The sequence below is a fragment of the Streptomyces rubellomurinus genome (assembly GCF_000961885.1).
Classification (GTDB): Bacteria; Actinomycetota; Actinomycetes; order Streptomycetales; family Streptomycetaceae; genus Kitasatospora; species Kitasatospora rubellomurina.
The window spans coordinates 1-24,377 of sequence record NZ_JZKH01000075.1 but is presented as its reverse complement, the minus strand read 5'-3'; the positions used below and the strand labels follow the sequence as shown (position 1 = coordinate 24,377).

Here is a 24,377-nt window from a genome sequence, read left to right as displayed (position 1 = left end):
CGGAGGCACCCCCTAGAGTCGTCGGGAGCAGCGACCCCACCGACGACGGGAGCGATCCGCCCATGAGCACGTTCGTACTGGTCCCCGGTTTCTGGCTCGGCGCCTGGGCCTGGGACGAGGTGGCCGCGCCGCTGCGGGCCGCCGGGCACGCCGTGTACCCGGTGAGCCTGCCCGGGACGGCCGAACGGGCCGGCGAGAAGGGCGAGTTCGGCCTGGAGGAGCGCATCGCCGACCTGGCCGAGCTGCTGGTCCGGGAGGACCTGTGGGAGGTGGTGCTGGTCGGGCACAGCGGCGGCTGCGCCCCGGTGACCGGGCTCGCCGACCGGATGCCGGAGCGGATCCGCCGGGTGGTCCACCTGGACTCCGGGCCGATCGCGGACGGCGGCTCGCTGTACGACATGTGGCGGCCCTCCTACCGGGCGGCCGCCGAGGCCCTGGTGGTCGACGGCCGCCTGCCGCTGCCGCCGTGGGACGTCCTGACCGCCGAGGGCTCCAGCATCGAGGGCCTGGACGAGGCCGTGCTGGCGCGCATCCGCGAGCGCTCCACCGCCGAACCGGTCGCCGCGTACACGGACCGGCTGCGGCTGACCGGAGCCGGGGCCGCCCTGCCGCAGGCCCTCGTCAGCTGCTCGTTCCCGCTGGCGCAGGTGCGGGAGCTGATCGCCGCCGGGCACCCGTGGTTCGCCGCGCTGGCCGGGCCGAACTGGGAGCTGCGCGAACTGCCCACCGGGCACTGGCCGATGTTCTCCCGCCCGGCCGACACGGCGGCGCTGCTGGCCGAGCTCGCGGAGCCGCCCGCGCGCTGACCGCAGAAGTGGCCGCGCACGGCGGTTCGGGTCAGGCTCTGGAGGGGGACGAACCGGTGGACAGCGAGCGACCGCACGGAGGACCGCCATGACCGACAGCGCCGACGAGTACGACGTCATCGTCCTGGGAGCCGGGCCGACCGGCGAGAACGTGGCCGACCGGACGGCCGCGGCCGGCCTGCGCACGGTCGTCGTGGAGGCCGAATTGGTCGGCGGCGAGTGCTCGTACTGGGCCTGCATGCCCAGCAAGGCGCTGCTGCGCCCGGTCGCGGCGCTGGACGAGGCGCGCGCGGTGGCCGGCGTCCGGGAGGCGGTGGGCGACCGGCGGCTGGACCCGGCCGCGGTGCTGGCCCGGCGCGACGCGTTCGCCTCGCACTGGAAGGACGACGGCCAGGTGACGTGGCTGCGGGAGACCGGCATCGAGCTGGTGCGCGGCCACGGCCGGCTGGCGGGCGTGCGGACGGTGGCGGTGGAGGCCGAGGACGGCGGCGAGCGGGTGCTCACCGCCCGGCACGCCGTCGCCGTGTGCACCGGCAGCCGCCCGGTGCTGCCCGGCGGCGTGCCCGGTCTGGCCGAGGCGCACCCGTGGACCAGCCGGGACGCGACCAGCTCCCCCACCGTGCCCGGGCGCCTCGCCGTGGTCGGCGGCGGGGTGGTGGGGGTGGAGATGGCCGCCGCCTGGCGGGCGCTCGGCTCGGAGGTGGTGCTGCTGGTGCGCGGCGCCGGCCTGCTGCCCCGGATGGAGCCGTTCGCGGGCGAGCTGGTCGCGGACGGCCTGCAGGCGGCCGGGGTGGACGTGCGGCTCGGGGCGCGGATCGGCGCGCTGCGGCGGGCGGACGGCTCCGGGCCGGTGACCCTCACCCTCGACGACGGCGGGGACCTGACCGCCGACGAGGTGCTGTACGCGACCGGCCGGGCCCCGCGCACCGCCGACATCGGGCTGGAGCAGATCGGCCTGAAGCCGGGCGACTGGCTGGAGGTGGACGACAGCTGCACGGTGCTCGGGGTGGACGGCGGGTGGCTGTACGCCGCCGGGGACGTCAACCACCGGGCGCTGCTCACCCACCAGGGCAAGTACCAGGCCCGGATCACGGGCGCGGCGATCGCCGCCCGCGCCCAGGGGCGCACGCTGGACACCTCGCGCTGGGGCGCGCACGCCGCTTCCGCCGACCTCGCGGGCGCGCCCCAGGTGGTGTTCACGCAACCGGAGGTCGCCGCGGTCGGCCTGACCCTGGCGGCCGCCGAGGAGGCCGGGCTGCGGGTCAAGGCGGTGGACCACGAGATCGGCGCCGTCGCCGGGGCCTCGCTGTACGCCGACGACTACCGCGGCCGGGCCCGGGTGGTCTTCGACCTGGACCGCGGGGTGATCGTCGGCGCCTGCCTGGTCGGCCCCGGCGTCGCCGAACTGCTGCACTCGGCGACCGTCGCGGTGGTCGGCGAGGTGCCGATCGACCGGCTCTGGCACGCGGTGCCCGCCTACCCGACGATCAGCGAGGTCTGGCTGCGGCTGCTGGAGGGCTGCCGGGGCTGACGTCGCCCCCCCGGGCCGGCGGCGCGGCGAGATGTGACCAACGGTGGACGGCGGGACACTGGCAGTCGGGGGCCGTCCCGGGGGGCCGTGCTCGTGACGAGGTGGTGTGAGGCATGACCGAGGTGCTGTTGGCGGTCGGAACGGAGAAGGGCCTCTTTCTCGGCCGCAGCGGCGACCGGCTGGACTGGGAGTTCAGCGGACCGCACTTCCCGATGAACGCGATCTACTCCGTCGCCGTCGACCGCCGCGACAACCGGACCAGACTCCTGGTCGGCGCCGACAGCAGCCACTGGGGCCCGTCGGTCTGGCGCTCCGACGACCTCGGCGCCAGCTGGTTCGAGCCGCCCCGGCCGGCCGTCCGCTTCCCCGAGTCCACCGGCGCCTCGCTCACCCGGGTCTGGCAGCTCCAGCCCGCCGGCCCGGAGGCGCCCGGCGTGGTCTACGCCGGCACCGAGCCCGCCGCGCTGTTCCGCTCCACGGACGGCGGCGAGACCTTCGGCCTGGTCGAGTCGCTGTGGGACCACCCGCAGCGGCCCGAGTGGGGCGCCGGCTACGGCGGCCAGGGCCTGCACACCATCCTCACCCACCCGCGCGACCCGCAGCGGCTGCTGGTCGCCGTCTCCAGCGGCGGCGTCTACCGCAGCAAGGACGGCGGCGACAGCTGGCAGCCCTCCAACACCGGCCTGCGCGCCGAGTTCTTCCCGCCCGACCGCCAGTACCCCGAGTTCGGCCAGTGCGTCCACAAAATCGCCCCGGACCCGGCCCACCCCGACCGGCTCTACCTGCAGAACCACGGCGGCGTCTACCGCAGCGACGACTGGGGCGGCAGCTGGCACTCGATCGTGGACGGGCTGCCCGCCGAGTTCGGCTTCGCCGTCGCCGCCCACCCGCGCCGGGGCGACACCGCCTACCTCTTCCCGCTCGGCGGCTCCGACGACCGCATCCCGCCCGGGCGCCGCTGCCGGGTCTTCCGCACCAACGACGGCGGCGACAGCTGGCAGCAGCTCGCCGCCGGCCTGCCCGACGAGGACCACTACGGCATCGTGCTGCGCGACGCGCTGCGCACCGACGACGCCGACCCGGCCGGGATCTACTTCGGCAACCGCACCGGCGACGTGTACGGCAGCCGGGACGAGGGCGAGAGCTGGCGGCTGCTGGTCTCCCACCTGCCGGACGTGCTCTGCGTCCGCGCCGCCGTGGTCGGCTGACGCCCGGTCGCCGACGGAAATCCGGTTGCCACGAGGGCCCGTTCGTGGTCAGCATGGGCCGCCGGCGAACGATCTCGCGACAGGGGTGGGCCATGACCGAACCGGACCGGGTGACCAGGCACGACGGGGACGGCGTGCCCGTGCTGAGCTACCTCCCGGGCGAACGGGAGGGCCGGCCGTGGGCCGACCTGCTGGAGGTGCTGGACGGCTCCGCGGCGGCGGCCGACCCGGCCGGGTTCATCCGCGCCGAACTGCCCGGCTGGGTGGTGTCCGCCGAGCCCGCGGTGGGGCAGGCGCTGCTGGCCCGCGGCGCGACCGTGCTGCGGCACGCCCACACCCTGCGGCGCGACCTGCGCGCCGACCCCCCGCCCGCCGACTGGGCCGACGCACCGCTGCGCGACGGCATCCGGGCGGTGCCCGCCGACCGCGGGCCCGAGGAGCTGCTGGCGGCCTGGCGGGCCGCCTTCGCCCCCGGCCACGTGGACCACTTCCCGGGCGACGACGCGCGGGCGGTCGCCGAGCGGCTCGGCCCGCTGCTCGCCGGGGAGGCGATCGGCCCGGTGCTGCCGTCCAGCCTGCTCGCCGTCGACGGCGAGGACCGGGTGGTGGCGGGGCTGACCCTCACCGACCGCGGCGGCCTGCCCTGGGTCGCCGAGGTGTTCCGCGACCCGGCCCGCGGCTACCCCGGCCTCGGTGCCGACCTGCTGCGCCGCGGCATCGCCGACCTCGCGGCGCGCGGCGGCGCCGACGTGTCCCTGGTGGTGAGCGAGGGCAACCCGGCCCGCCGGGTCTACGAGTCGCTGGGCTTCCACCTGGTGGAGACCTCGCTGACGGTGCTCGTCCCGGACTGAACTCCCCCTGCGCGGAGGCGGGTTCAGGGCCGGGCCAGCTCCAGCACCACGATCCCGGCCAGCACGGTGGCGGCCGCGGTCATCCGCAGCCGCCCCAGCCGTTCGCGGAACACCACGGTGGCGATCAGCGCGGCGATCACGATGCTGGTCTCGCGCAGCGCCGCGATCGCGGCCAGGCTGCCCCGGGACTGCGCCCACACCACCAGGCCGTACGCCGTCAGCGACAGCACCCCGCCCGCCACGCCCACCGCCAGCACCGGGCGGGCGCCGGTCAGCAGCCCGGGGCCGCGCCGGAGCCGGACGACCAGCACCAGCACCGGCCCCTGGAGCAGGAACAGCCAGGCCACGTAGCCGCCGACCGACCCGGCGTGCCGGACGCCGCTACCGTCCAGCACCGTGTACACGGCGATCATCACGCCCGTCCCGGCGGCGGCCCCGAGGGCGGGCAGCTGCGCCCGCCCGGGCACGCCCTTGGCCAGGGCCAGCCCGATCAGCCCGCAGCAGATCACCAGCACGCCGAGCAGTTCGCCGCCGCCCAGCGGCCGGTCGAGCACCGTCACCGACAGCAGGGCCACCAGCAGCGGCGCCGAGCCGCGCGCGATCGGGTACATCTGCCCGAAGTCGCCCAGCTGGTAGGCACGCAGCAGCAGCACCGTCGAGATCGTCTGGACGGCCGTCGAGGCCAGCAGGTACGGCCAGGAGCCGGCGGCCGGCAGCGGGTTGACCGCCACCAGGACGAGGGCGCAGGCGGTGTAGGTCAGGTTGATCAGCGTGAAGCCGACCAGTTTGTCCGGGATCCGGTGCGCCAGACCGTTCCAGACCGCGTGCAGCACGGCCGCCGTGAGCACGGCCACCGGCACCGCCGAACCGACTTCCGACATGACGAGGTTCCCCCCTCCGACGACCCGCCGGGGGCCCGGCGGGAATGACATCGAGCGCGTGGCGGCCACGACGGCGCCCCCGGCCCCGCCGTGGGCACCCCGGGAGCGACCCTACGGCCGGTCGTACCGGGGCCGGTCGCGCGCGGGCGGATCGCGGTGGCCGCCCTCCACCCGGGCGCCGCGCACCACGACCATGGTCAGGCCGACCGCGACCAGCAGCTCCGCCCAGAAGAACGCCGCGTAGTCCAGCAGCGAGCCGATCGGCGGGTTCCCGGGCGCCGCGTTGCGCATGCCGACCAGGGCGAACAGGGTGGCCGCCATCCAGCTCAGCGCGGGCCAGAGCAGGCCGCGCCGCTGCCGGACGATCAGCCAGGCGGCGATCAGCACGGAGAACGCCAGCGCCCACATCGCCCCGATCATGAACCAGGCCAGGATGAAGGTGCTGCGGGAGCGGCTGATCCGCTCGGTGATCGCCACCGCGGTGCCCTCGCGGTCCTCGGTGTCCCGCCTGAAGGCGAAGAACGGATCGGCCTCCTCGATCCCGATCACCACCGGGACGGGCCGCCCGCCCACGGTGGCCTGGAAGCCGACCACCGTGCGGTAGCGGTCGAACGGGTAGTCGGTGACCCGGCCGCCGTACAGGTTGAACGCCACCGTGGTGGAGGCGATCTGCTGCCCGGCCGGGTACCTGAGCACGGTCTGCTCCAGCGAACTGGTCTCCAGCACCAGGTCCTGGGCGGGCACCAGGGCGCCGCCGGGTGCCTCCAGGGCGCCGTGCGGCTGGGCCAGGACCTTCGCGCTGAGCGTCTGCGCGGACGCGTCCACCCGCTGGAGCACCACGTCGACCTCCAGGAAGTCCGGGCCGGGGGCGGCGCCCGCCACCTGCGCGTGGCCCCGGCTGGAGCGCTCGTCGACGTAGAGCAGCAGCCCGGCGGCGACCAGCAGCGCGATCACCGCCACCACGGCGTAGGCCCGCCAGGGCCGGACCCTCGGGTGCGGCGGCGGGACGGCCACGGCGCGCGCCCGGCCGTGGATCCGGACCTTCGGCCGTCCGTAAGTCGCCCGGCGGTGCGGCGGCGCGCTCATCGGCCAGCTCCCGGGGTCGGCGGTGACGGCGTCCTGTCCAGCCACCCTGCGGGCGGCGGCGGCCGGTCCGCAACCGCGGCGGGCCGATCGGGGCCTCCCCCGGACGCGGAAAACGCGCTGGTCGGAGGCGCTGTGTAGGCTCGCCGTCATGGCGAGGGTGACACGGGACGATGTGGCGCGGCTGGCGGGGACGTCCACGGCGGTCGTGAGTTATGTGATCAACGACGGGCCGCGGCCGGTGGCGGCCGCGACCCGCGAGCGGGTGCTCGCGGCCGTGGCGGAGCTCGGCTACCGGCCCAACCGGGTCGCCCAGGCGATGGCGCGGCGGCGCACCAACCTGCTCGGCATGGTCGTGCCGGACGCCCGCCAGCCGTTCTTCGCCGGCCTCGCCCACGCCGTCGAGCAGGCCGCCACCGAGCACGGCCGGCTGCTGCTGATCGGCAACTCCGACTACGCGGACGAGCGTGAGGCGCATTACATCCGGGCCTTCCTCGGCATGCAGGTGGACGGCCTGATCCTGGTCACCCAGGACCCGGCCACCCCCGGGCTGAGCGGCTTCGACGCCGTCGACGGCACCCCGGTCGTGCTGCTGCACCACCGGGCGGAGAGCCCCGGCAGCGTCTCGGTGGTCGCGGACGACGAGGGCGGCGCCCGCGAGGTGGTGCGCCACCTGCTCGGGCACGGGCACACCGAGGTGCACTGCTTCGGCGGCACCTTCGCGCTCAGCCCGCACGACCCGGTCACCTGCCGGACGGCCGGCTGGGCCGCCGCGCTGGCCGAGGCCGGGCTGTCGGCCGAGGGCCGGCTCGTCCCGGCGGCGTTCGACCGGGTCCGGGCGCACACCGAGGCGCTCGCCCTGCTGGCCCGGCCCGACCGGCCGTCCGCCGTGTTCTGCGCGACGGACGACCAGGCGATCGGGCTGCTGCGGGCCGCCGACGACCTGGGCATCCGGGTGCCGGAGGAGCTGGCCGTGGCGGGCTTCGACGACATCGCCGAGGCGGTGATCGCCGGGCCCGCGCTGACCACCGTCACCACCGCGCAGGACGAGATGGCGCGGGCCGCGCTGGACCTGGTGCTCGGCGGGCCCGAGCGGCGCGCAGGCGGCACCCGGACCTTCCCGGCCCGGCTGGTGCTGCGGCGCTCCTGCGGCTGCCCGGGGCCCGCGGCACCCGCGGCATCCGGGGCATCCGGGGCATCCGCGGGCTGACGTCACGGCCGGTCGGGAGTGCGTCAGTTGAGCTGGAAGGTGGCCTCGACCGGGTAGTGGTCGCTGGGCGCGTTGGTGTCCACCTGGCCGGGCGTCCAGCCGGCCTGCGGGTCGAAGTCGACCTTGACGGTGGACATCGACGCGGGCACCGGGCGGCCGGGGGCGTTCAGGTAGCCGATGTAGTCGAGGTCGTCCCGGTAGTCCTTGGGGAAGGTCTCGACGCCCGCCATGTACTGGCACCAGGAGGAGGCCGGGCAGTCCATGGTGTTCAGGCTCTGGCCCGGGTCGGTGGCCGGGGTGCCGAGCACGCCGTTCACCGCGTTCTGGGCGTTGGCGTAGTCGCCGCGGCTCTGGCCGTGGAAGTACTCGACGTTGAGGTCGCCGCCGATCAGCACCGGCGCGGCGCTGCCGACGATGCCGTCCACCCAGGCGCGGATCTCGGCGAGCTGGCCGAGCCGGGTGGACTGGGTGGTGTCGGTGGAGGTGTCGGACTCGTCGGCCTGCAGGTGGGTGCCGACCACCCAGGCGGTGCTGCCGTTCTTGTTCACCTTGACCAGCGCCGCGCCCTTGTTGGCATGGTAGTCCCAGGTGCCGTAGGTGGAGTTGCTGAACACGTGGGCGTACTGGGCGGCGATCGGGTACTTGGAGAGGATCATCGTGCCGCCGTTGATGACGAACCACGAGTTGGAGCAGTTGCCGCTGACGCCCGTCCAGCCGCCGCCGGAGCAGGTGCCGCCGACGACCGGGGTGCGGTACGGGTAGAGGTCGGCGAGCTTGGCGTTGATGTCGGCGGTCGAGCTGTTGTTGAACTGCTCGTCCAGGATCACCACGTCGGCGTTGTGCTGACGGACGATCTGCTCGATCACCGGGGTGCGGCGGGCGGCCTGCTCGTTCTGGGTGCTGTCGACGACGGCGGTGCCGAGGTCGACGTTGAAGGCGAAGACCGACAGCGTGGCGGGGCCCGCCGCGGTGGTGTCGGCGGAGGCGGTCGGGGCGGTGCCGCCGAGCAGCAGTGCGGCGGCGGCCGCCGAGGTGAGGGCGGTGGCCGTGCGGCGCGAGAGCATGGGCGTTCTCCTGGGGAGGGATCCGTCGATCCGGTGTGACCCGGCGCCCGGGGTGTCCGGTCGCCGGGATCGGCGGGGGAACGCTAGCTACCGCTCGGTACGTCGGGAAGAACGCCAGGCGATCAGTTCCGATCGCTCCTGTGGCGGTGAGGTGTCTGTACAGCTCAGGCCGGGTGGCGGACAAGATGTCTGTACACCCTGGCACCGGGCGCGGCCGGGGACCGGGGCCGCGCGAAGGGCCGTCAGCCGTCCACCAGTTCGTCCGCGAGCAGGTCCATCAGCAGGTTGTCGTGCCAGGTGCCGTCCGGACCGCGCTCGTACTGGCGCATCGTGCCGACCGGGCGGAAGCCCACCTTGGTGTAGCAGCGGATCGCGGCGAGGTTGTCGGCGGCCGGGTCGATGATCAGCCGGTGGTAGTGGTGCTCGTGCACCAGGTGCCGGGCCATGGTCCGGACGGCGTCGGTGCCCAGGCCCACGCCGTGCACCGACGGGTCCAGGTAGAGGTCCATGCCGGCGTGCCGGTACTCGTCGTCGTTGTTGGCGTACCACTGCACGGCGCCGACCACCTTGCCGCCCACCTCGATGGCGAAGGTCTCGATCTCCAGGGACTCCAGCTCGGTGGCGATCTCGTCGGCCAGGTCGTCGCCGCCGCGCCAGCGGGCGAACACCTCGGGCGTGCCGCGGATCGCCGCCAGGGCCGGAACGTCCTCGGCCGTGGCCGGGCGGAGCGTGACGAGGGTGCCGTGCAGAATCGTCCCCATATAGGGCATGTTGACACGGAAAGCGGGGCCGGGCGAGCGGCTTTCCCGGCCCGGGCGGGCCGCCCGGCGGAGAATTCTCCGGGCCGGGTGTCGATCCGGCGCCGGCCCGTTCGACGCAGGGGTGAGAGGCGGGGAGAGGCCCCGCCCGTCCGACCGAGGAGTCACCATGCCGCGCTACATGACGCTGATCCGCATCGACGAGCAGGCCCGCGACGGATGGGAGCCGGACCCGGGCTTCGAGCAGCGGATGGGCGCGCTGTTCGACGAGATCACCAGGGCCGGCGTGATGCTGGAGACCGCCGGGCTCACCCCGACCGCCGAGGGCACCCGGCTGAGCTGGGCGGACGGGAAGATCGACTACACCGACGGGCCGTTCACCGAGACCAAGGAGGTCGTCGGCGGCTACGCCATCCTCCAGTGCAAGGACACCGCCGAGGCGCTGGAGTGGACCCGCCGCTTCCTGCAGACCCACCCGGTGACCTGGCAGGTGGAGGCGGAGGTCCGGCAGATCGACGAGGCGCCCGAGCCGCCGAAGTAGCCATGACCGTGGCCGTGTCGGCGTTTGCCGCCCGCCGCCCCGGCTGCTCTGATGGGTGGCCGTGACGCAGAGGGATACCAGGGCCGCCGTCGACGCCGTGTTCCGGATCGAGTCCGCCCGGATCACCGCGGCGGCCGCCCGGATCGTCCGGGACGTCGGCATCGCCGAGGAGCTGGCCCAGGACGCCCTGGTCGCCGCCCTGGAGCAGTGGCCGTCAGCCGGAGTGCCCGACAACCCGGGCGCCTGGCTGACGGCCGCCGCCAAGCACCGGGCGATCGACCTGGTCCGCCGCCGGGAGGTCTACGCCCGCAAACTCGCCGAGGTGGGGCGGTCGTTGGAGGACGCCGCGGCGCCGGAGGAGCCGGCCGGGCCGGAGGACATCGACGACGACCTGCTGCGGCTGATCTTCACCGCCTGCCACCCGGTGCTGTCCGCCCCCGCCCGGACCGCGCTCACCCTGCGGCTGCTCGGCGGGCTCACCACCCCCGAGATCGCCCGCGCCTTCCTGGTGCCCGAGGCGACGGTGGCGCAGCGGATCGTCCGGGCCAAGCGCACGCTGGCCAAGGCCGGGGTGCCGTTCGAGGTCCCGTACGGGGAGGACCGGGCGCGCCGGCTGTCCTCCGTGCTGGAGGTCGTCTACCTGGTCTTCAACGAGGGCTACTCGGCCACCGCCGGGGACGACCTGCTGCGCCCGCAGCTGTGCGAGGACGCGCTGCGCCTGGCCCGGCAGCTGGCCGCGCTGATGCCGGGCGAGCCCGAGGTGCACGGGCTGGCCGCGCTGCTGGAGTTCCAGGCCTCGCGCACCCGCGCCCGCACCGGGCCGGACGGGCGGCCGGTGCTGCTGGCCGAGCAGAACCGGGCCCGCTGGGACGGGCTGCTGATCCGGCGCGGCTTCGACGCGCTCCAGCGGGCCGGCACCGGGGCGTACGCGGTGCAGGCCGCGATCGCCGCCTGCCACGCCAAGGCGCGGCGGTACGAGGACACCGACTGGGCGACGATCGCCGAGCTGTACGGGCGGCTGCTCGTGCTGACGCCCTCGCCGGTGGTGGCGCTGAACCGGGCGGTGGCCGTCTCGATGGCCCACGGCCCGGCCGTCGCGCTGGAGCTGGTGGACGCGCTGGCGGCGGAGCCGGCCCTGCGTTCGTACCACCTGCTGCCGAGCGTGCGGGGCGACCTGCTGGCCCGGCTGGGGCGGACGGCGGAGGCCAGGGCGGAGTTCGAGCGGGCGGCGGAGCTCACCCGCAACGCGCGGGAGCGGGAGCTGCTGCGGGAGCGGGCGGCGGGGCTCGGGTAGGTCCCGTCAGTACGTCTCGTCGCGGCGCAGCCGGGCGCCGACCGCGCCGAGGCCCTCGGCGAGCACGGCCAGCTGCTCGCGGGTGAGCACGTCGATCAGCAGTTCGCGGACCAGGGCGACGTGGCCGGGGGCGGCCATGCGCAGCATCTCCCGCCCCTGGTCGGTGAGTTCGGCGATGACGCCGCGCACGTCGCTGGGGCAGGAGCGGCGGGCGACCAGGCCCGCCTTCTCCAGCTGGGTGACCTGATAGGTGAGGCCGCTCTTGGAGGTGACCAGCTTGTCGGCGAGTTCGGTCATCCGCAGCGAGTCGCCGGGGGCGGCGGACAGGTGCACCAGGATCTCGTACTGCTGGTGGGAGAGGCCGGAGTCCTCCTTGAGCTGGCGCTCCAGCCGGCGGTTGAGCAGGTTGCTCGCGGTGACGAAGCCCCGCCAGGCGGCCATCTCGTCCTGGTCGAGCCAGCGGGGTTCGTTCAGTGAGGACATGGCACGAAGCCTACTCCTGTTGTTCAAATTCGAACCGGGGTGTACCGTCGAGGGCGTAGAGGTTCAAATTTGAACTACCCATGGTCGAACGACCGGCTCCGAGCAGTCCGCTCCGAGCAGCCCGCTCCGAGCAGTCCGAGGAGGACGTCATGAGCACCGCGGCCCCCGCGCGCATGCCCGCCCTGTACCTGTCGCACGGTGCGCCGCCGCTCGCCGACGACCCGGTCTGGCCCGGCGAACTCGCCGCCTGGTCCGCGGACCTGCCCCGGCCCAGGGCGATCCTGATGGTCTCCGCGCACTGGGAGGAGGCGCCGCTCGCCCTCGGCGCCGTCACCACCGCGCCGCTGGTCTACGACTTCTGGGGCTTCCCCGAGCACTACTACCGGGTCCGCTACGCCGCCCCCGGCGCGCCGGAGCTGGCCGACCGCGTGCGCAAGCTGCTGCGCGCCCCCGGCACGCCCGTCCAGGACATCCCCGACCGCGGGCTCGACCACGGCGCGTACGTCCCGCTGGTCGAGATGTACCCGGACGCCGACGTGCCGGTGCTCCAGGTCTCCCTGCCCACCCTGGACCCGCAGCGCCTGCTGGAGATCGGCCGCAGGCTCGCCCCGCTGCGCGACGAGGGCGTGCTGATCGTCGGCAGCGGCTTCTTCACCCACAACCTGCGGGCCCTCAGCAGCGACGGCCGGGTCACCTCGGTGATGGCCGAGTTCGACGACTGGGGTAGGCGCGCGCTGGCGGCCCACGACCTCGACGCGCTGCTCGACTTCGAGCACAAGGCCCCGGCCGGGCGCCTCGCCCACCCGCGCACCGAGCACTTCGCACCGCTGTTCGTCACCCTGGGCGCCGGCGAGGCCGACCTCGACAGCCAGCGCAGCGTCATCGACGGCTTCTGGATGGGGCTGGCCAAGCGGTCGATCCAGCTGGGCTGACCGGTCACAGGGCGCAGCAGGTGAAGCGCTCGCCGATGTGCTCGGGCTGCTCGATCTCGTCCACCAGGGCGACCGCGAAGTCCGGCACCGAGATCCGGCTGCGGCCCCCGGCGTCGGTGAGCAACTGCTCCAGGCCCGTGGGGTAGTGGCCGGTCCGCTCCCCCGGGCCGATCTCCGCGGACGGGCTGAGCACCGTCCAGCGCAGGTCGGGGACCGTCCGGTAGTAGTCCAGGGCGGCGCCGTGGGCGTGCATGATCTGCAGGACCGGCTCCGGCAGGCCCGGGGTGTCCCAGACCCGCACGCCCGGGGCCGTCTCCAGGCTGCCAGCCCCGCCCACCGCGACCAGCCGGGGCGCCGCGTCGCCGAGCGTCCGCAGGCCCGCGACCAGCGAGCGGGCGGCGGGCTCGATCAGCGCCAGGTGGCCCGGGCCGTCGCCGCCGCCGACCGCGCTCACCAGGGCGTCCCGACCGGCCGCGACCCGGGCCACGTCGGCCGGGTCCAGCACGTCCCCGCGCTCCACGGAGGCCGCCCCGGCACCGCCCCGGTAGCGGTCCGGATCGCGGACCACCGCCGTCACCTCGTGCCCGCGCGCCGCCGCCTCCGCGACGACGGCGCGGCCGATGGTGCCGTTGGCGCCGATCACGGCGATTGCGACCATGGGGTACCTGCCTGGGGGTGCGCGCGGAGGCGGGGCCTCGGACAGGGTCGATTATCGGACGGGTCTTCTGCGACGGCCCGGGCGCTCACCCTCCCGTGTGACGCTCGCTACGCGTCGCCGGTGGCGATCCGCTCGGGCCCGCTGCGCTCCACGCAGAACTCGTTGCCCTCCGGGTCGGCCATGGTGACCCAGCCCTTGCCGTCCGGCTCGCGGTGGTCCCCCACGACGGTGGCGCCGAGGGCGAGCAGGCGCTCGACCTCCTCGTCGCGGGTGCGGCCCTGCGGCTGGAGGTCGAGGTGCACCCGGTTCTTCACCGACTTGGTGTCCGGCACCCGGATGAACAGCAGCGAGGCGCCGGCCGACTCCACCACCGCCTCCGGGTCGCCCGGGTTGTCGTCCTCGGCGAGGGTGCCGTCCAGGACCTCCGCCCAGAAGCCCGCCAGGGCGAACGGGTCGGCGCAATCGATCGTCACATGTCGTACCAGAGAAGCCATGCGCCTACTCTCACCTGCCCGCTTCCGGTACGTCCAGCCGATTCCGGGCATGCCGGTGGCCGTCCAGCGGGAACTCCGGGGGCAGCGCCGACAGCACCTCCCGGAACGCGTAGCCGCTCTTCTCCGCCACCCGGCAGGAGGCGTGGTTGTCCACCTGGTGCAGCAGGTCGATCCGCCGCAGGCCGTCCAGGCCGTCCACGGCGAAGGCCTCGAACGCCCAGGCGGTCACCGCCTCGACCGCGCGCGGCGCCACGCCCCGGCCGCGCGCCGGGGCCGCCGTCCAGTAGCCCACCTCGGCCGTCTCCCCGCCCGGGGTGCCGCGCTTGAGCGCCACGTTCGCGACCAGCCGGCCCGCGTCGAGGACGGCGAAGCTGTACCGGGTGCCCGCCGCCCAGCCGTCGTACTGCAGGGCGAGCCAGTGCGCGGCCTGCTCGGGGCTGTCCAGCGGGATCCGGGTGAAGCGGCGCAGGGTCTCGTCCCGGTAGGCCTCGATCAGCGCCGGCGCGTCGGCGTCCTCGAAGGGCCGCAGCAGCAGGCCGTCCGCTGTCGGGGGCGTGTCGAGGGCGACGGTCACTTCTCCAGGCCCTCCCAGCCCCAGTGCGGGATCGGGCCGGGCTCGCCGAGGTCGGTGCCGGCCGGGGAGGCGGAGACGTCCTCGGCGATCCTGGTGCCCCAGTCGAAGTAGTCCAGCACCCGGCGCCGCAGTTCGGCGTCGTCCGGCAGCTCCCGGCGGACGGCCTCGGCCATCAGCTCCATCCAGCGCAGCCGCTGCTCCTCGGTGATGGCCAGGCCCAGGTGGGCGCGGAGCAGGGCCTGGTGGCCGCCCAGTTCGTCGGTGAAGGCGGTCGGGCCGCCGAACACCTCGGCCAGCCAGACGGCGACGTGCTCGATGTGGGTGGCGGTGAAGTCGGCGAAGACGGGCGCGAGCAGGGGGTCGGCGAGGACGCCGTCGTAGAAGGTGCGGCTGAGGCGGCGCAGCGCGTCGGTGCCGCCGACCGCCTCGAAGAGGGTGGCGGGCCGTTGGTCGCTCATGAGTGCTCTCCCCGTAAAGGTGTGACCGTGCGTCGGGGACCTTCCTAGCAGGGATCGGGCCCGGGTGGTCATCGCGGACCCGACTTGACCTTGACACTGGCGGCAGGGTCGGAGGGTTCTCGCATGAGCGACGAGAACATGGTTGAGCAGCGGGTGGTGGTGGTCACCGGGGCCGGAACGGGGATCGGGCGGGCGACCGCGCGGGCCTTCGCGGCCGAAGGGGCACGGGTGTTGGCGGTGGGGCGGCGACCGGAACCGCTGGCGGAGGCGGCGGCCGCGTACCCGGAGGCGATCGAGCCGCTGGTCGCGGACGTGACCGGGCCGGACGCGCCGGAGGCGGTCGTCGGGGCGGCGCTGGCGCGGTTCGGGCGGCTGGACGTGCTGGTCAACAACGCGGGCGTCACCGGCGGCGGTGGGGCGGTCGGCGGCTACACCCGGGCGGGCGTCGAGGCGCAGTTGAGCACCAACCTGGTCGCCCCGGTACTGCTCGGCCAGGCCGCGCTGCCCGCGCTGGAACGGAGCCGGGGCGTGATCGTCAACGTCAGCACCGCGGTCGGGCAGCGCGGTTGGCCGTCCAACGCGGTGTACGCGGCGGGCAAGGCCGCGCTGGAGACGGTCACCCGCAGCTGGGCGGTGGAGCTGGCGCCGCGCGGCGTCCGGGTGGTGGCGGTGGCGCCGGGGGCGATCGAGACGCCCATCGGCGAGCACGCGGGCCTCAGCCCCGAGCAGCGGGCGGGAGTTCGCGCATGGCAGTTGGAGCACACCCCGCTGGGCCGGATCGGCCGGCCCGAGGAGGTCGCCTGGGCGATCACCCGACTCGCCTCGCCGCAGGCGTCGTTCGTCACCGGCGTAGTGTTGTCCGTCGACGGGGGCGCGCTGGTGGGCTGAGACGGACGGGGGCCGCGCGGGTGCGGATCGGGGAGCTGGCCCGGCGGACCGGCAGTACGCCGCGGGCGCTGCGGCACTACGAGCAGGCCGGGCTGATCGACTCCGAGCGCGCGCCCAACGGCTACCGGGAGTACGAAGATTCGGCGGTCGTGCGGGTGCGCAACATCCGGGCGCTGCTGGCGGCCGGGCTCACCGTGGAGGACGTCCGGCCGCTGCTGGGCTGCCTGGACGGGGACGTGCTGGCCGGCCCGCCGTCCGAGCGGGTGCTGCGGATCGTCCGGGAGCGGCTGGCGGTGCTGGAGCGCCGGATCGCCGCCCAGACCGAGGCCCGGGACCGGCTGGCCGCGGCGCTGGCGGCCGCCGGGGGCGGGGCCGGTGCCGGTGCGGGTTCTGGTGCCGGTGTGGAACGGGCCGGTGTGGCGGGAGCCGTCTCGACAGGCGGGTGACACCCCCGATCGGGGGTGTGCAAGGGGCCGTGAGGAGAGGACAGTGGGCGCATGCAGATTCCACTCTCCGTGATGGACTTCCTCGACCGGGCCGAGCTGGTCTACGGCGACCGGGTCGGCATCGTCGACGAGCCCGAGCAGCCCGCCGAATCCTGGGGCGAACTGGGCTACCGGCGAATCGCCGAACTGGCCCGGGCGCAGGCGGCCGGGCTGGACCGGCTCGGCGTCGGGCCGGGCGAGCGGGTCGCGATCGTGTCGCACAACTCGGCCCGGCTGCTCACCTCCTTCTTCGGGGTGAGCGGCTACGGCCGGGTGCTGGTCCCGGTGAACTTCCGGCTCAAGGCCGAGGAGGTGTCGTACATCGTCGAACAGAGCGGCGCCTCCGTGCTGCTGGTCGACCCCGAACTCGCGGACGCGCTGGGCGGGGTGGTGGCCAAGCACAAGTTCGTCATCGGGGCGGACAGCGACGCGCTGCTCTACGACTTCGACAACGCCCCCAAGCCGTACGGGATTTCCGAGAACGACACCGCCACCATCAACTACACCAGCGGAACCACCGCCCGCCCCAAGGGCGTTCAGCTCACCCACCGCAACATCTGGCTCAACGCCACCCTGATGGGCCTGCACTACGGCGCCAACGACCGGGACGTCTACCTGCACACCCTGCCGATGTTCCACGCCAACGGCTGGGGCCTGCCGTTCTCCCTCACCGGCCTCGGCGCCCGGCACATCGTGCTGCGCAAGGTGGACGGCGCGGAGATCCTGCGCCGGGTCGAGCGGCACGGGGTGACCTTCCTGTCCGGCGCGCCCGCCGTGGTGCAGATGGTGCTCGACGCGGCCGCCGACTGGGACGGCCCGGTCCCCGGGCGGGACAAGGTGCGGATGATCGTGGCCGGCGCTCCCCCGCCGACCTCGGTGGTGCAGCAGGTCGAGGAGGTGCTCGGCTGGGAGTTCATGCAGCTGTACGGGCTGACCGAGACCTCGCCGGCCGTCACCGTCAACCGCTCGCGCGCCGAGTGGGACGCGCTGCCGGCCGCCGAGCGGGCCGAGAAGCTGGTGCAGGCCGGCGCGCCCACGCTCGGCACGCAGCTGAAGGTGGACGGCTCCGGCGAGGTGCTGGTGCGCTCCAACACCGTGCTGGACGGCTACTGGCAGCAGCCGGAGGCCACCGCCGAGGCGCTGCGGGACGGCTGGTTCCACACCGGCGACGGCGGCACCGTCACGGACGGCCACCTGTCCATCTCCGACCGGAAGAAGGACGTCATCATCAGCGGCGGGGAGAACGTCTCCTCGATCGAGGTGGAGGACTGCCTGTACGCCCACCCGGCGGTGGCCGAGGCCGCGGTGATCGGGGTGCCGGACGAGAAGTGGGGCGAGACGGTCAAGGCGCTGGTGGTCCTGCGGGAGGGCCGGGAGGGCGTCACCGAGGCCGAGTTGATCGCCCACTGCAAGCAGCGGCTGGCCGGCTACAAGTCGCCGACCTCGGTGGAGATCCGGGACGCCCTGCCGCGCACCGCCACCGGGAAGCTGCAGAAGTTCCGGCTGCGCGAGCCGTACTGGGCCGGGCGGGAGCGGAAGGTGAACTAGGGCCTGCCGCTCGGGCCCCGGCCGGGCGGCTCGGTCGAGCGGGCGGCTCGGGCTCAGGCTCAGGCTCAGGCTCACGCTCAGGCCCGGTCGAGCAGGCCAGACTCCCGGGCGGCGACGGCGAGTTCGGTGCGGTTGCGGACGCCCAGCTTGCGCATCGCGGACTTGAGGTAGCCGGTCACGGTGTTGCAGGTCAGCCCCAGCCGGGCGGCGATCTCCGGATTGGTCCGGCCGGTCGCCGCCCAGCGCAGCACCTCGTGCTCGCGCGGGGTCAACGGCGGTGCGGGGGCCGCCGCCCGGGGCTTCTCCCGGCACCAGGCGGCGGCCCCGGCCAGGGCCCGGCCGGCGGTCGCGGCCAGGGTGGTGACCGCGGAGATCCGGACGTCCCCGAACGGGACGACGTCGCGCAGCGCGGCGTACACCACTCCGCGCACCGCGCCGCCGTCCGGGTCCACCAGCGGGACGGAGAGCATCGCGTACAGGTCCTCGGCGCTGACGGCGTCGTCGTGGTGGTGCGAGATGGTGGTCGCCGCGCGGTAGTCGGGGACCCAGCTGGGCACCCGCTCGACCAGCGCCCGGCCGCCGAGCCCGGTGCCGGCCGGGACGGCCAGGTCGTGCAGCAGTCCGGCCCGGGTGCCGGCCCAGTGGCGCAGCACCATGCCCTGGCCGGCGCCGCCCTGCTGCCGGTGGCCGCGCCCCGGGCCGCGGACGGGCAGCGGCTCCGGCACGCCGACCAGCCCGACGTCCGCCCCGCACTCGGCCACCACCCGGCGGGCCAGGTCGCCGAGCACCGCGGTCCGCACCAGGTCGGCGGCCCGCGCGTCGAGGTCGGGCGCGGAGGTGAGGGCAGGGGTGGGGGCAGGGGCGAGATCGGGGCCGGGGTGGCCCGGGTCGGGGGCGCCGGGGGCCTCGGGTGGCACGGCCGGCCGGGTGTCCGCGCGCGTCATCGCGCGATCGTCCCACGCGGTGCGGGCCGTGGCGAGAGTCCTGACGTGGGTGTTTCGCGGAGTGCCGGAAACGGGGCGCTGCACGGGCGTAGGGTGCGCCCGGGGCTACCTGCGGGTAGCCGGGGCGGCCGAGACGAAGGGGAGGCGATGGCACACCCGAGGAGCGCGGTGGACGTGTTGGCCGGACTGCTGGCGGACCTGGCGGCCGAGAGCGCGGTGCTGGACGAACTGGTCACCGGACTGCCGGCCGAGGACTGGGCGCGGGCGACGCCGGCCGAGGGGTGGACGATCGCGCACCAGATCGCCCACCTCGCCTGGACGGACGACTACGCGACGCTGGCGGCCCGCGACCCGGAGGGCTTCGGGACGGCGCTCGGCGACCTGTTCGGCGAACTGCTGGCGGCCGGGGACCCGGTCGAGGCGGGCGCCCGGGAGGGCGCGGCCGCCGAGCCGGCGATCCTGCTGGCCCGCTGGCGGGCCGGGCGGGAGCAGCTGCGGGCGGCCCTGGCCAGGACCCCGGCGGACGCCAAACTGCCGTGGTTCGGCCCGCCGATGAAGCCCGCGTCGATGGCGACCGCGCGGCTGATGGAGACCTGGGCGCACGGGCAGGACGTCGCGGACGCGCTCGGCGTCACCCCGGAGCCCACCGACCGGCTGCGGCACATCGCCCACCTGGGGCTGCGCACCCTGGGCTTCGCCTTCGCGCTGCACCGGCGGCCGGCGCCGGAGCAGCCCGTCCGGCTCGAACTGACCGCCCCGGACGGCGGGTTGTGGAGCATCGGACCGGCGGACGCGGCGGACGTGGTGACCGGCCCGGCGCTGGACTTCTGCCTGCTGGTGACCCAGCGCCGCCACCGGGACGACCTCGCCCTCCGCGCGACCGGACCGGTCGCGGACGCCTGGCTGCCGATCGCCCAGGCCTTCGCCGGCGGGCCGGGCAAGGGGCGGCAGCCGCTGGGGTGATCCCACCGGCGGGCTTCACCCCGCCCGGGCGCTCGGGTGCTTCACCCCGCCCGGGCGCTCGGGTGCTTCACCCCGCCCGGAGGCGGGCGCCGGTCGACTGCGGACGGCCGGCGCTCAGAGGCCGATCCGGAGCGGGGTGAGCCGGGTGGCGATCAGGTTGGTGGCGCCGCGGTCGCGCTCGATCAGGCCGTGCACCAGCAGGCCGGCCCGGTCGAGGGCGGTGCGGCGCTGCGACTCCCAGACCGGGCGGTTGCAGATCACGTTGATCAGCCCGGTCTCGTCCTCCAGGCTCAGGAAGAGCACCCCGCCGGCCGTGGGCGGCCGCTGCCGGTGGGTGACCAGGCCCCCGACCACCACCGCCGTCCCCGGCGGCACGTCCGGGAGCCGGTCGGCGGGGAGCGCGCCGCCGCGCTCCAGGTGGGCGCGCAGGTGCTGGAGCGGGTGGCTGGTGGCGGAGGTGCCGGTGGCCCACAGGTCGGCGATGGTCTCCTCGACCGGGCTCATGCCGGGCAGGTCCGGGGCGTCGACCCCGGGGGTGGTGCCGGGGATGAGCGCGGCCGAGATCCCGGCGAACGCGCCCGCCGACCACAGCGCCTGACGTCTCGTCAGGCCGAAGCAGTCGAAGGCCCCGGCCGTGGCCAGCGCCTCCAGGGCGGGCGCGGGCAGGCCGGTGCGGCGCGCGAAGTCCTCCAGGTCCGCGTACGGCTGCCCGGCGGCGATCGCCTCGGCCTGCGGGGTGCCGATGCCGCGCACCGTCTCCAGACCGAGCCGGATGGCGGGCTGCGGGCGGCCGGCGGTCAGCGGCGGCTTCGGGGTCGGCCCCCGGTACGGCTCCAGGGTGGGGCGCGGGCGGCTGGCGTTGACGTCCACCCCGCGCACCCGGACGCCGTGCCGCCGCACGTCCGCGACCAGGCTGAGCGGCGAGTAGAAGCCCATCGGCTGGTTGGCCAGCAGGGCGCAGGTGAAGGCCGCCGGGAAGTGGTGCTTGAGCCAGGCGCTGGCGTACACCAGGTAGGCGAAGCTGATCGCGTGGCTCTCCGGGAAGCCGTAGTTGGAGAAGGCCTCGATCTTGCCGTAGACGTCCTGCGCCACCTCGGGCGGGATGCCGCGCTCGGCCATCCCGGTGAGCAGCCGCTCGCGCAGCCGGGCGACCCGCTCGTGCGAGCGCTTGGCGCCCATCGCCTGCCGCAGCCGGTCGGCCTCGGCGGGCGTGAACCCGGCGCAGTCGATGGCGAGTTGCATCATCTGCTCCTGGAACAGCGGCACCCCGAGGGTCTTGCCGAGGGCGTTCTCCATCAGCGGGTGCGGGCAGCCGGACGGCTCCACCCCGGCGCGGCGGCGCAGGTACGGGTGGACGGAGCCGCCCTGGATCGGGCCGGGGCGGATCAGCGCGACCTCGACCACCAGGTCGTAGAAGTGGTCCGGCTTGAGCCGGGGCAGGGTGGCCATCTGCGCCCGGGACTCGACCTGGAAGACGCCCACCGTGTCGGCCCGGCGCAGCATCGCGTACACGCCCGGGTCGTCGTCCGGGATGCCGGCCAAGTCGTAGTGCAGGCCATGGTGTTCGGCGATCAGGTCGCAGGCGTCGTGCAGCGCGGCGAGCATGCCGAGGCCGAGCAGGTCGATCTTCACCAGCCCGGCACCGGCGGTGGACTCCTTGTCCCACTGCAGGACGGAGCGCCCGGGCATCCGGGCCCACTCGGTCGGGCAGATCTCGCCGATCGGCTCCCTGGTGAGCACCATGCCGCCCGAGTGAATGCCCAAGTGGCGGGGCAGGCCGTGGAGTTGGGTGGCGAGCGAGAGCACGTCGGCGGGGATGACGGCGTCCGCGCCGGGGGCGGAGCGGAAGTCGGTCTGCCGGCTGAACGCGTCGACCTGCCCCTGCGGGTAGCCGAGCACCCGGGCGGCGTCGCGGATCGCCAGCCGGGGCCGATAGGTGATCACGTTGGCGACCTGGGCGGCGTGCGCCCGGCCGTAGCGGCGGTAGACGTACTGGATGACCTCCTCGCGGCGGCGGTTCTCGATGTCCAGGTCGATGTCGGGCGGCCCGTCCCGGGCGGTGGAGAGGAAGCGCTCGAACAGCAGCTTGTAGTGGATCGGGTCGACGGCGGTGATCCCGAGGGCGTAGCAGAGCGCCGAGTTGGCCGCCGAGCCGCGGCCCTGGCACCAGATGCCCTCGCGGCGGCAGAAGTCCACGATGTCGTGCACGATCAGGAAGTAGCCGGCCAGCCGGAGGTCCTCGACGACGTCCAGCTCCTTGGCGAGCTGACGGCGGGCGGCGGCGTTGCCGGGGCCGAAGCGGGCCGGGCCGCCGGCCGCGGCCAGGGCGCGCAGGTGGCTGATCTCGGTCTCGCCCTCGGGGACGGGGTAGCCGGGCAGCTCCGGGTCCAGCTTGGCGAAGTCGAAGGCGCAGGCCCGGCCGAGTTCGGCGGTGGCGCGCTGGACACCCGGGAAGCGGGACAGCCGGGTGGCCATCTCGCGGCCGGAGCGCAGGTGCGCGGTGCCGGACGCCCTGGTCCAGCCGGCCGCCTCCTGCAGGGTGCGGCGCTCGTGCAGGGCGGCGAGGCTCTGCGCGAGGCGGCCCTGGGCGGGGCCGGCGTGGTGGGCGTTGGTGGAGGCGACGACGGGCAGCCGCAGCTCTCCGGCGAGCGCGGCGAGGGCGTCGTTGCGCCGGTCGTCGCCGGGCAGCCACTGGTCGATCAGCTCGACGTGGACGTTCTCGCGGCCGAACGCCTCGGTGAGGGTGCGCAGTCGGCGCTCCGCCTCGGCCCGGTCGGGCAGCGCGGCGGGGACCCGGCCGAGGCGGCAGCCGGTGAGCACCGCCCAGTGGCCGCCGTGCGCCCCGGCCAGCTCGGCGAGGTCGTACGCCGGGCGACCCTTGGCGCCGCCGGCCATCTGGGCGGCGGCGATCGCGGCGGAGAGGCGGCGGTAGCCGGCCGGGTCGCGGGCGAGGACCAGGAGGTGTTCGGTGCCGGTTTCGGGGCGGCTTCCGGGGCCGTTTTCGCGGCGGCTTCCGGGGCGGCTTTCAGTGCCGCTTTCGGTGCCGGATTGGTGACTGATCGTCAGTTCGGCGCCGAATGCGGTGGCCACGCCCGTGCCCCGGGCCGCCTCGGCGAGCCGCACGGCGCCGTACAGGCCGTCGTGGTCGGTGATCGCCAGGGTCTCCACGCCCAGCCGGGCCGCCTCGGCGACCAGGTCCTCCGGGTCGCTGGCGCCGTCCAGGAAGCTGAAGGCGGAGTGGACGTGCAGTTCGGCCCAGGGTTCGGCGGTGCCCCCGGTCGTCGCGGCGGGGGGTTCCTGGGTAGGGGGTTCCTGGGTGGAGGGCTCCTCGGCGGGGCGGCGCAGCGGGACGACCGTGCGGTCCGGCGCGGCGCCGGTCAGCCGGCGGTGCAGTTCGCTCCACGGGAGGGTGGGGTGACTGGTGAAGCCCATCGGGGTTGCCTTCGTCGTTCTCGTGCTGGTCCTGCTCCCCCGGGTCCTGCTGGAGTTCGGTCCCGCTGTGGTTCGGTCCTGCTGGGTTCGGTCCTGCTGGGTTCGGTCCTGCTGGGGGCCGTCAGTCGTAGCCGGCCTCCAGATGCCACTCGCCCCCCTCCACGGTGAGCAGCAGCGCCCGGCCGCCGTCCACCACCACCTGGAACCGCGCCCGGCGGCGGGCGAGCGACTGGTCCCACCAGTACTCGACCGCCGGCCAGGGCCCGGTCCAGCCCTCCACCCGCTCCTCCCGGCCCCGGACCACGACCAGGGCCGGCCGGGCCGACACCCCCGCCCGGCCGTCCACCGTCACCGGCCGCCCGGCCCCGTCCAACACCCGCACCGGCGCGGGCTCGCGCAGCACCACGGCCGGCCACAGGTCCGGCAGCCGGCCCGGCCAGGGCGCGTCCGCCGACGCCGCCGCCTCGTACGGCTCGCCCCACGGCACCCTGACCTGCTGCTCGCCCGGGCCCCGGCCGCCGGCCGGCTCGATCCGGCGCAGCCCGGCGTGCCCGAGCACCGCCTGCACCCGGGCCACCGCGCGCTCCACCCGGTCGTCCGCGACGGCCTGTCCCCACAGGGCGAGCTGGCGGCCGCCGTCCGGGGAGAGGCCGTCCGGGGCCAGCCGGAGCAGGGTGAAGCCCTCGCCGGAGTCGGCGAAGGTGCCCGCGCTCTGCCAGGCCTGCAGCTGCCAGCGGACCCGCTCGGCCAGCGCCGTCGCCGACAGCCGGCCCTCGTGCCGCCACAGCCGGGAGGCCGTCCGCCCGTCCGCGCAGGCCACCTCGACGGCCACCCGGCGGCAGACCAGCCCGGCCCCGGCCAGCTGCTGGTGCAGCCGCTCGGCCAGCGTGCGGGCGACGAACACCAGCGGCTCGGCCAGCCGCTCCGGCGGGTCGAAGCGCTGCTCGACGGCGAGGTCCGGCCCCTGGTCGCGCGGCGCCAGCGGGCGCGGCTGCAGGCCCCGGGCCAGCCGGTGCGCTGCCGTCCCGGACGGGCCGAAGCGGTCGGCGACCGCCTCGGGCGGCAGCGCGGCGAAGGACCCGACGGTGGGCAGGCCGAGCCGCCCGAGCAGTTCGGCCGGCGCCTCGTCGCCCAGCACGGCCACCGGGTACGGGGCCAGGAACTCCGCCGTCCGGCCGGGCGGCACCAGCACCCCGGCGCGGGCGGCGAGTACGGCGGCGAACAGGCCGTCCGCGATGCCGATCCGGGCCTGCGGGGCTTCGGGGGCGGGGGGTGGAGTGGAGGTGGGGGG

The 24,377-nt window shown here is 75.3% G+C and carries 24 protein-coding genes; 12 read left to right on the top strand and 12 right to left on the bottom strand.

Annotated elements, in window-relative coordinates; genetic code table 11:
- Positions 1 to 62: 62 nt before the first annotated feature.
- From VM95_RS28465 to VM95_RS28450, 4 genes are all read left to right on the top strand, one after another.
- Positions 63 to 806: an alpha/beta fold hydrolase gene (locus tag VM95_RS28465; RefSeq protein WP_045701979.1), complete on the top strand. Its 744-nt coding sequence runs from the start codon at positions 63 to 65 to the stop codon at positions 804 to 806.
- Between the two features lie 88 nt (positions 807 to 894).
- Positions 895 to 2,337, top strand: a complete 1,443-nt coding sequence (locus VM95_RS28460) for a dihydrolipoyl dehydrogenase family protein (protein WP_045701976.1) — start codon at positions 895 to 897, stop codon at positions 2,335 to 2,337.
- 113 nt (positions 2,338 to 2,450) lie between these two features.
- Positions 2,451 to 3,545 carry a WD40/YVTN/BNR-like repeat-containing protein gene (locus VM95_RS28455; protein ID WP_045701974.1) on the top strand — a complete coding sequence of 365 codons (1,095 nt, stop codon included), beginning with the start codon at positions 2,451 to 2,453 and terminating at the stop codon, positions 3,543 to 3,545.
- A gap of 92 nt (positions 3,546 to 3,637) precedes the next feature.
- Positions 3,638 to 4,396: a GNAT family N-acetyltransferase gene (locus VM95_RS28450; RefSeq protein WP_045701972.1), complete on the top strand. Its 759-nt coding sequence runs from the start codon at positions 3,638 to 3,640 to the stop codon at positions 4,394 to 4,396.
- Positions 4,397 to 4,419: 23 nt separating this feature from the next.
- Here the strand turns inward: VM95_RS28450 and VM95_RS28445 are convergent, their stop codons facing one another.
- Positions 4,420 to 5,277: a DMT family transporter gene (locus VM95_RS28445; RefSeq protein WP_045701970.1), complete on the bottom strand. Its 858-nt coding sequence runs from the start codon at positions 5,275 to 5,277 to the stop codon at positions 4,420 to 4,422.
- Between the two features lie 111 nt (positions 5,278 to 5,388).
- Entirely contained in the window at positions 5,389 to 6,363 is a 975-nt protein-coding gene (locus VM95_RS28440) for a DUF4436 family protein (protein ID WP_052706283.1), read from the bottom strand.
- 148 nt (positions 6,364 to 6,511) lie between these two features.
- Here VM95_RS28440 and VM95_RS28435 point away from each other — a divergent pair, with 148 nt between their 5' ends.
- Positions 6,512 to 7,570, top strand: a complete 1,059-nt coding sequence (locus tag VM95_RS28435) for a LacI family DNA-binding transcriptional regulator (protein WP_045701968.1) — start codon at positions 6,512 to 6,514, stop codon at positions 7,568 to 7,570.
- Positions 7,571 to 7,593: 23 nt separating this feature from the next.
- Here VM95_RS28435 and VM95_RS28430 read toward each other — a convergent pair whose 3' ends face one another.
- Entirely contained in the window at positions 7,594 to 8,634 is a 1,041-nt protein-coding gene (locus tag VM95_RS28430; RefSeq protein ID WP_045701966.1) for a sphingomyelin phosphodiesterase, read from the bottom strand.
- A gap of 242 nt (positions 8,635 to 8,876) precedes the next feature.
- Positions 8,877 to 9,395 (bottom strand): GNAT family N-acetyltransferase, encoded by a 519-nt coding sequence (locus VM95_RS28425; protein WP_078860675.1) that lies wholly within the window; start codon positions 9,393 to 9,395, stop codon positions 8,877 to 8,879.
- Positions 9,396 to 9,561: 166 nt separating this feature from the next.
- Here VM95_RS28425 and VM95_RS28420 point away from each other — a divergent pair, with 166 nt between their 5' ends.
- Both VM95_RS28420 and VM95_RS28415 read left to right on the top strand, forming a co-directional pair.
- Entirely contained in the window at positions 9,562 to 9,933 is a 372-nt protein-coding gene (locus tag VM95_RS28420; protein ID WP_045701963.1) for a YciI family protein, read from the top strand.
- A gap of 61 nt (positions 9,934 to 9,994) precedes the next feature.
- Positions 9,995 to 11,227, top strand: coding sequence for an RNA polymerase sigma factor (locus VM95_RS28415; RefSeq protein WP_244178979.1), 1,233 nt, complete (start codon positions 9,995 to 9,997; stop codon positions 11,225 to 11,227).
- A 6-nt stretch (positions 11,228 to 11,233) separates the two neighbouring features.
- Here the strand turns inward: VM95_RS28415 and VM95_RS28410 are convergent, their stop codons facing one another.
- Positions 11,234 to 11,701, bottom strand: a complete 468-nt coding sequence (locus VM95_RS28410; RefSeq protein WP_045702022.1) for a MarR family winged helix-turn-helix transcriptional regulator — start codon at positions 11,699 to 11,701, stop codon at positions 11,234 to 11,236.
- Positions 11,702 to 11,859: 158 nt separating this feature from the next.
- Here VM95_RS28410 and VM95_RS28405 point away from each other — a divergent pair, with 158 nt between their 5' ends.
- Positions 11,860 to 12,642, top strand: coding sequence for a dioxygenase family protein (locus VM95_RS28405; RefSeq protein ID WP_045701959.1), 783 nt, complete (start codon positions 11,860 to 11,862; stop codon positions 12,640 to 12,642).
- Between the two features lie 4 nt (positions 12,643 to 12,646).
- Here the strand turns inward: VM95_RS28405 and VM95_RS28400 are convergent, their stop codons facing one another.
- The 4 genes from VM95_RS28400 to VM95_RS28385 all read right to left on the bottom strand — a co-directional run bounded on the left by VM95_RS28400 (position 12,647) and on the right by VM95_RS28385 (position 14,826).
- Entirely contained in the window at positions 12,647 to 13,300 is a 654-nt protein-coding gene (locus tag VM95_RS28400; RefSeq protein ID WP_045701957.1) for an NAD(P)-dependent oxidoreductase, read from the bottom strand.
- 107 nt (positions 13,301 to 13,407) lie between these two features.
- Positions 13,408 to 13,794, bottom strand: a complete 387-nt coding sequence (locus tag VM95_RS28395; protein WP_045701955.1) for a VOC family protein — start codon at positions 13,792 to 13,794, stop codon at positions 13,408 to 13,410.
- A 10-nt stretch (positions 13,795 to 13,804) separates the two neighbouring features.
- A complete protein-coding gene (locus VM95_RS28390) occupies positions 13,805 to 14,368 on the bottom strand; it encodes a GNAT family N-acetyltransferase (protein WP_045701953.1) in 564 nt (187 codons plus the stop codon).
- The gene (locus VM95_RS28385; RefSeq protein ID WP_045701951.1) at positions 14,365 to 14,826 is read right to left on the bottom strand and encodes a group II truncated hemoglobin; all 462 of its coding nucleotides are present in this window, start codon (positions 14,824 to 14,826) and stop codon (positions 14,365 to 14,367) included. Before VM95_RS28385 ends, VM95_RS28390 begins: the two co-directional genes overlap by 4 nt.
- Before the next feature lie 123 nt (positions 14,827 to 14,949).
- Here VM95_RS28385 and VM95_RS28380 point away from each other — a divergent pair, with 123 nt between their 5' ends.
- The 3 genes from VM95_RS28380 to VM95_RS28370 are packed head-to-tail and all read left to right on the top strand — an operon-like array spanning position 14,950 to position 17,747.
- Positions 14,950 to 15,714, top strand: coding sequence for an SDR family NAD(P)-dependent oxidoreductase (locus VM95_RS28380; protein WP_045701949.1), 765 nt, complete (start codon positions 14,950 to 14,952; stop codon positions 15,712 to 15,714).
- A 20-nt stretch (positions 15,715 to 15,734) separates the two neighbouring features.
- Entirely contained in the window at positions 15,735 to 16,160 is a 426-nt protein-coding gene (locus VM95_RS28375; protein ID WP_045701947.1) for a MerR family transcriptional regulator, read from the top strand.
- A gap of 51 nt (positions 16,161 to 16,211) precedes the next feature.
- Positions 16,212 to 17,747 (top strand): AMP-binding protein, encoded by a 1,536-nt coding sequence (locus VM95_RS28370; RefSeq protein ID WP_045701945.1) that lies wholly within the window; start codon positions 16,212 to 16,214, stop codon positions 17,745 to 17,747.
- 77 nt (positions 17,748 to 17,824) lie between these two features.
- Here the strand turns inward: VM95_RS28370 and VM95_RS28365 are convergent, their stop codons facing one another.
- Complete coding sequence (locus tag VM95_RS28365) at positions 17,825 to 18,691, bottom strand: helix-turn-helix transcriptional regulator (protein WP_052707631.1); 867 nt, start codon at positions 18,689 to 18,691, stop codon at positions 17,825 to 17,827.
- A gap of 147 nt (positions 18,692 to 18,838) precedes the next feature.
- Between VM95_RS28365 and VM95_RS28360 the strand changes: the two genes are divergently transcribed.
- Positions 18,839 to 19,654 (top strand): TIGR03084 family metal-binding protein, encoded by an 816-nt coding sequence (locus VM95_RS28360; protein ID WP_045701943.1) that lies wholly within the window; start codon positions 18,839 to 18,841, stop codon positions 19,652 to 19,654.
- 114 nt (positions 19,655 to 19,768) lie between these two features.
- Here VM95_RS28360 and VM95_RS28355 read toward each other — a convergent pair whose 3' ends face one another.
- Positions 19,769 to 23,086 carry an error-prone DNA polymerase gene (locus VM95_RS28355; RefSeq protein ID WP_045701941.1) on the bottom strand — a complete coding sequence of 1,106 codons (3,318 nt, stop codon included), beginning with the start codon at positions 23,084 to 23,086 and terminating at the stop codon, positions 19,769 to 19,771.
- A gap of 121 nt (positions 23,087 to 23,207) precedes the next feature.
- The coding region (locus VM95_RS28350; RefSeq protein WP_045701939.1) for a DNA polymerase Y family protein at positions 23,208 to 24,377 on the bottom strand (1,170 nt) is incomplete at its 5' end.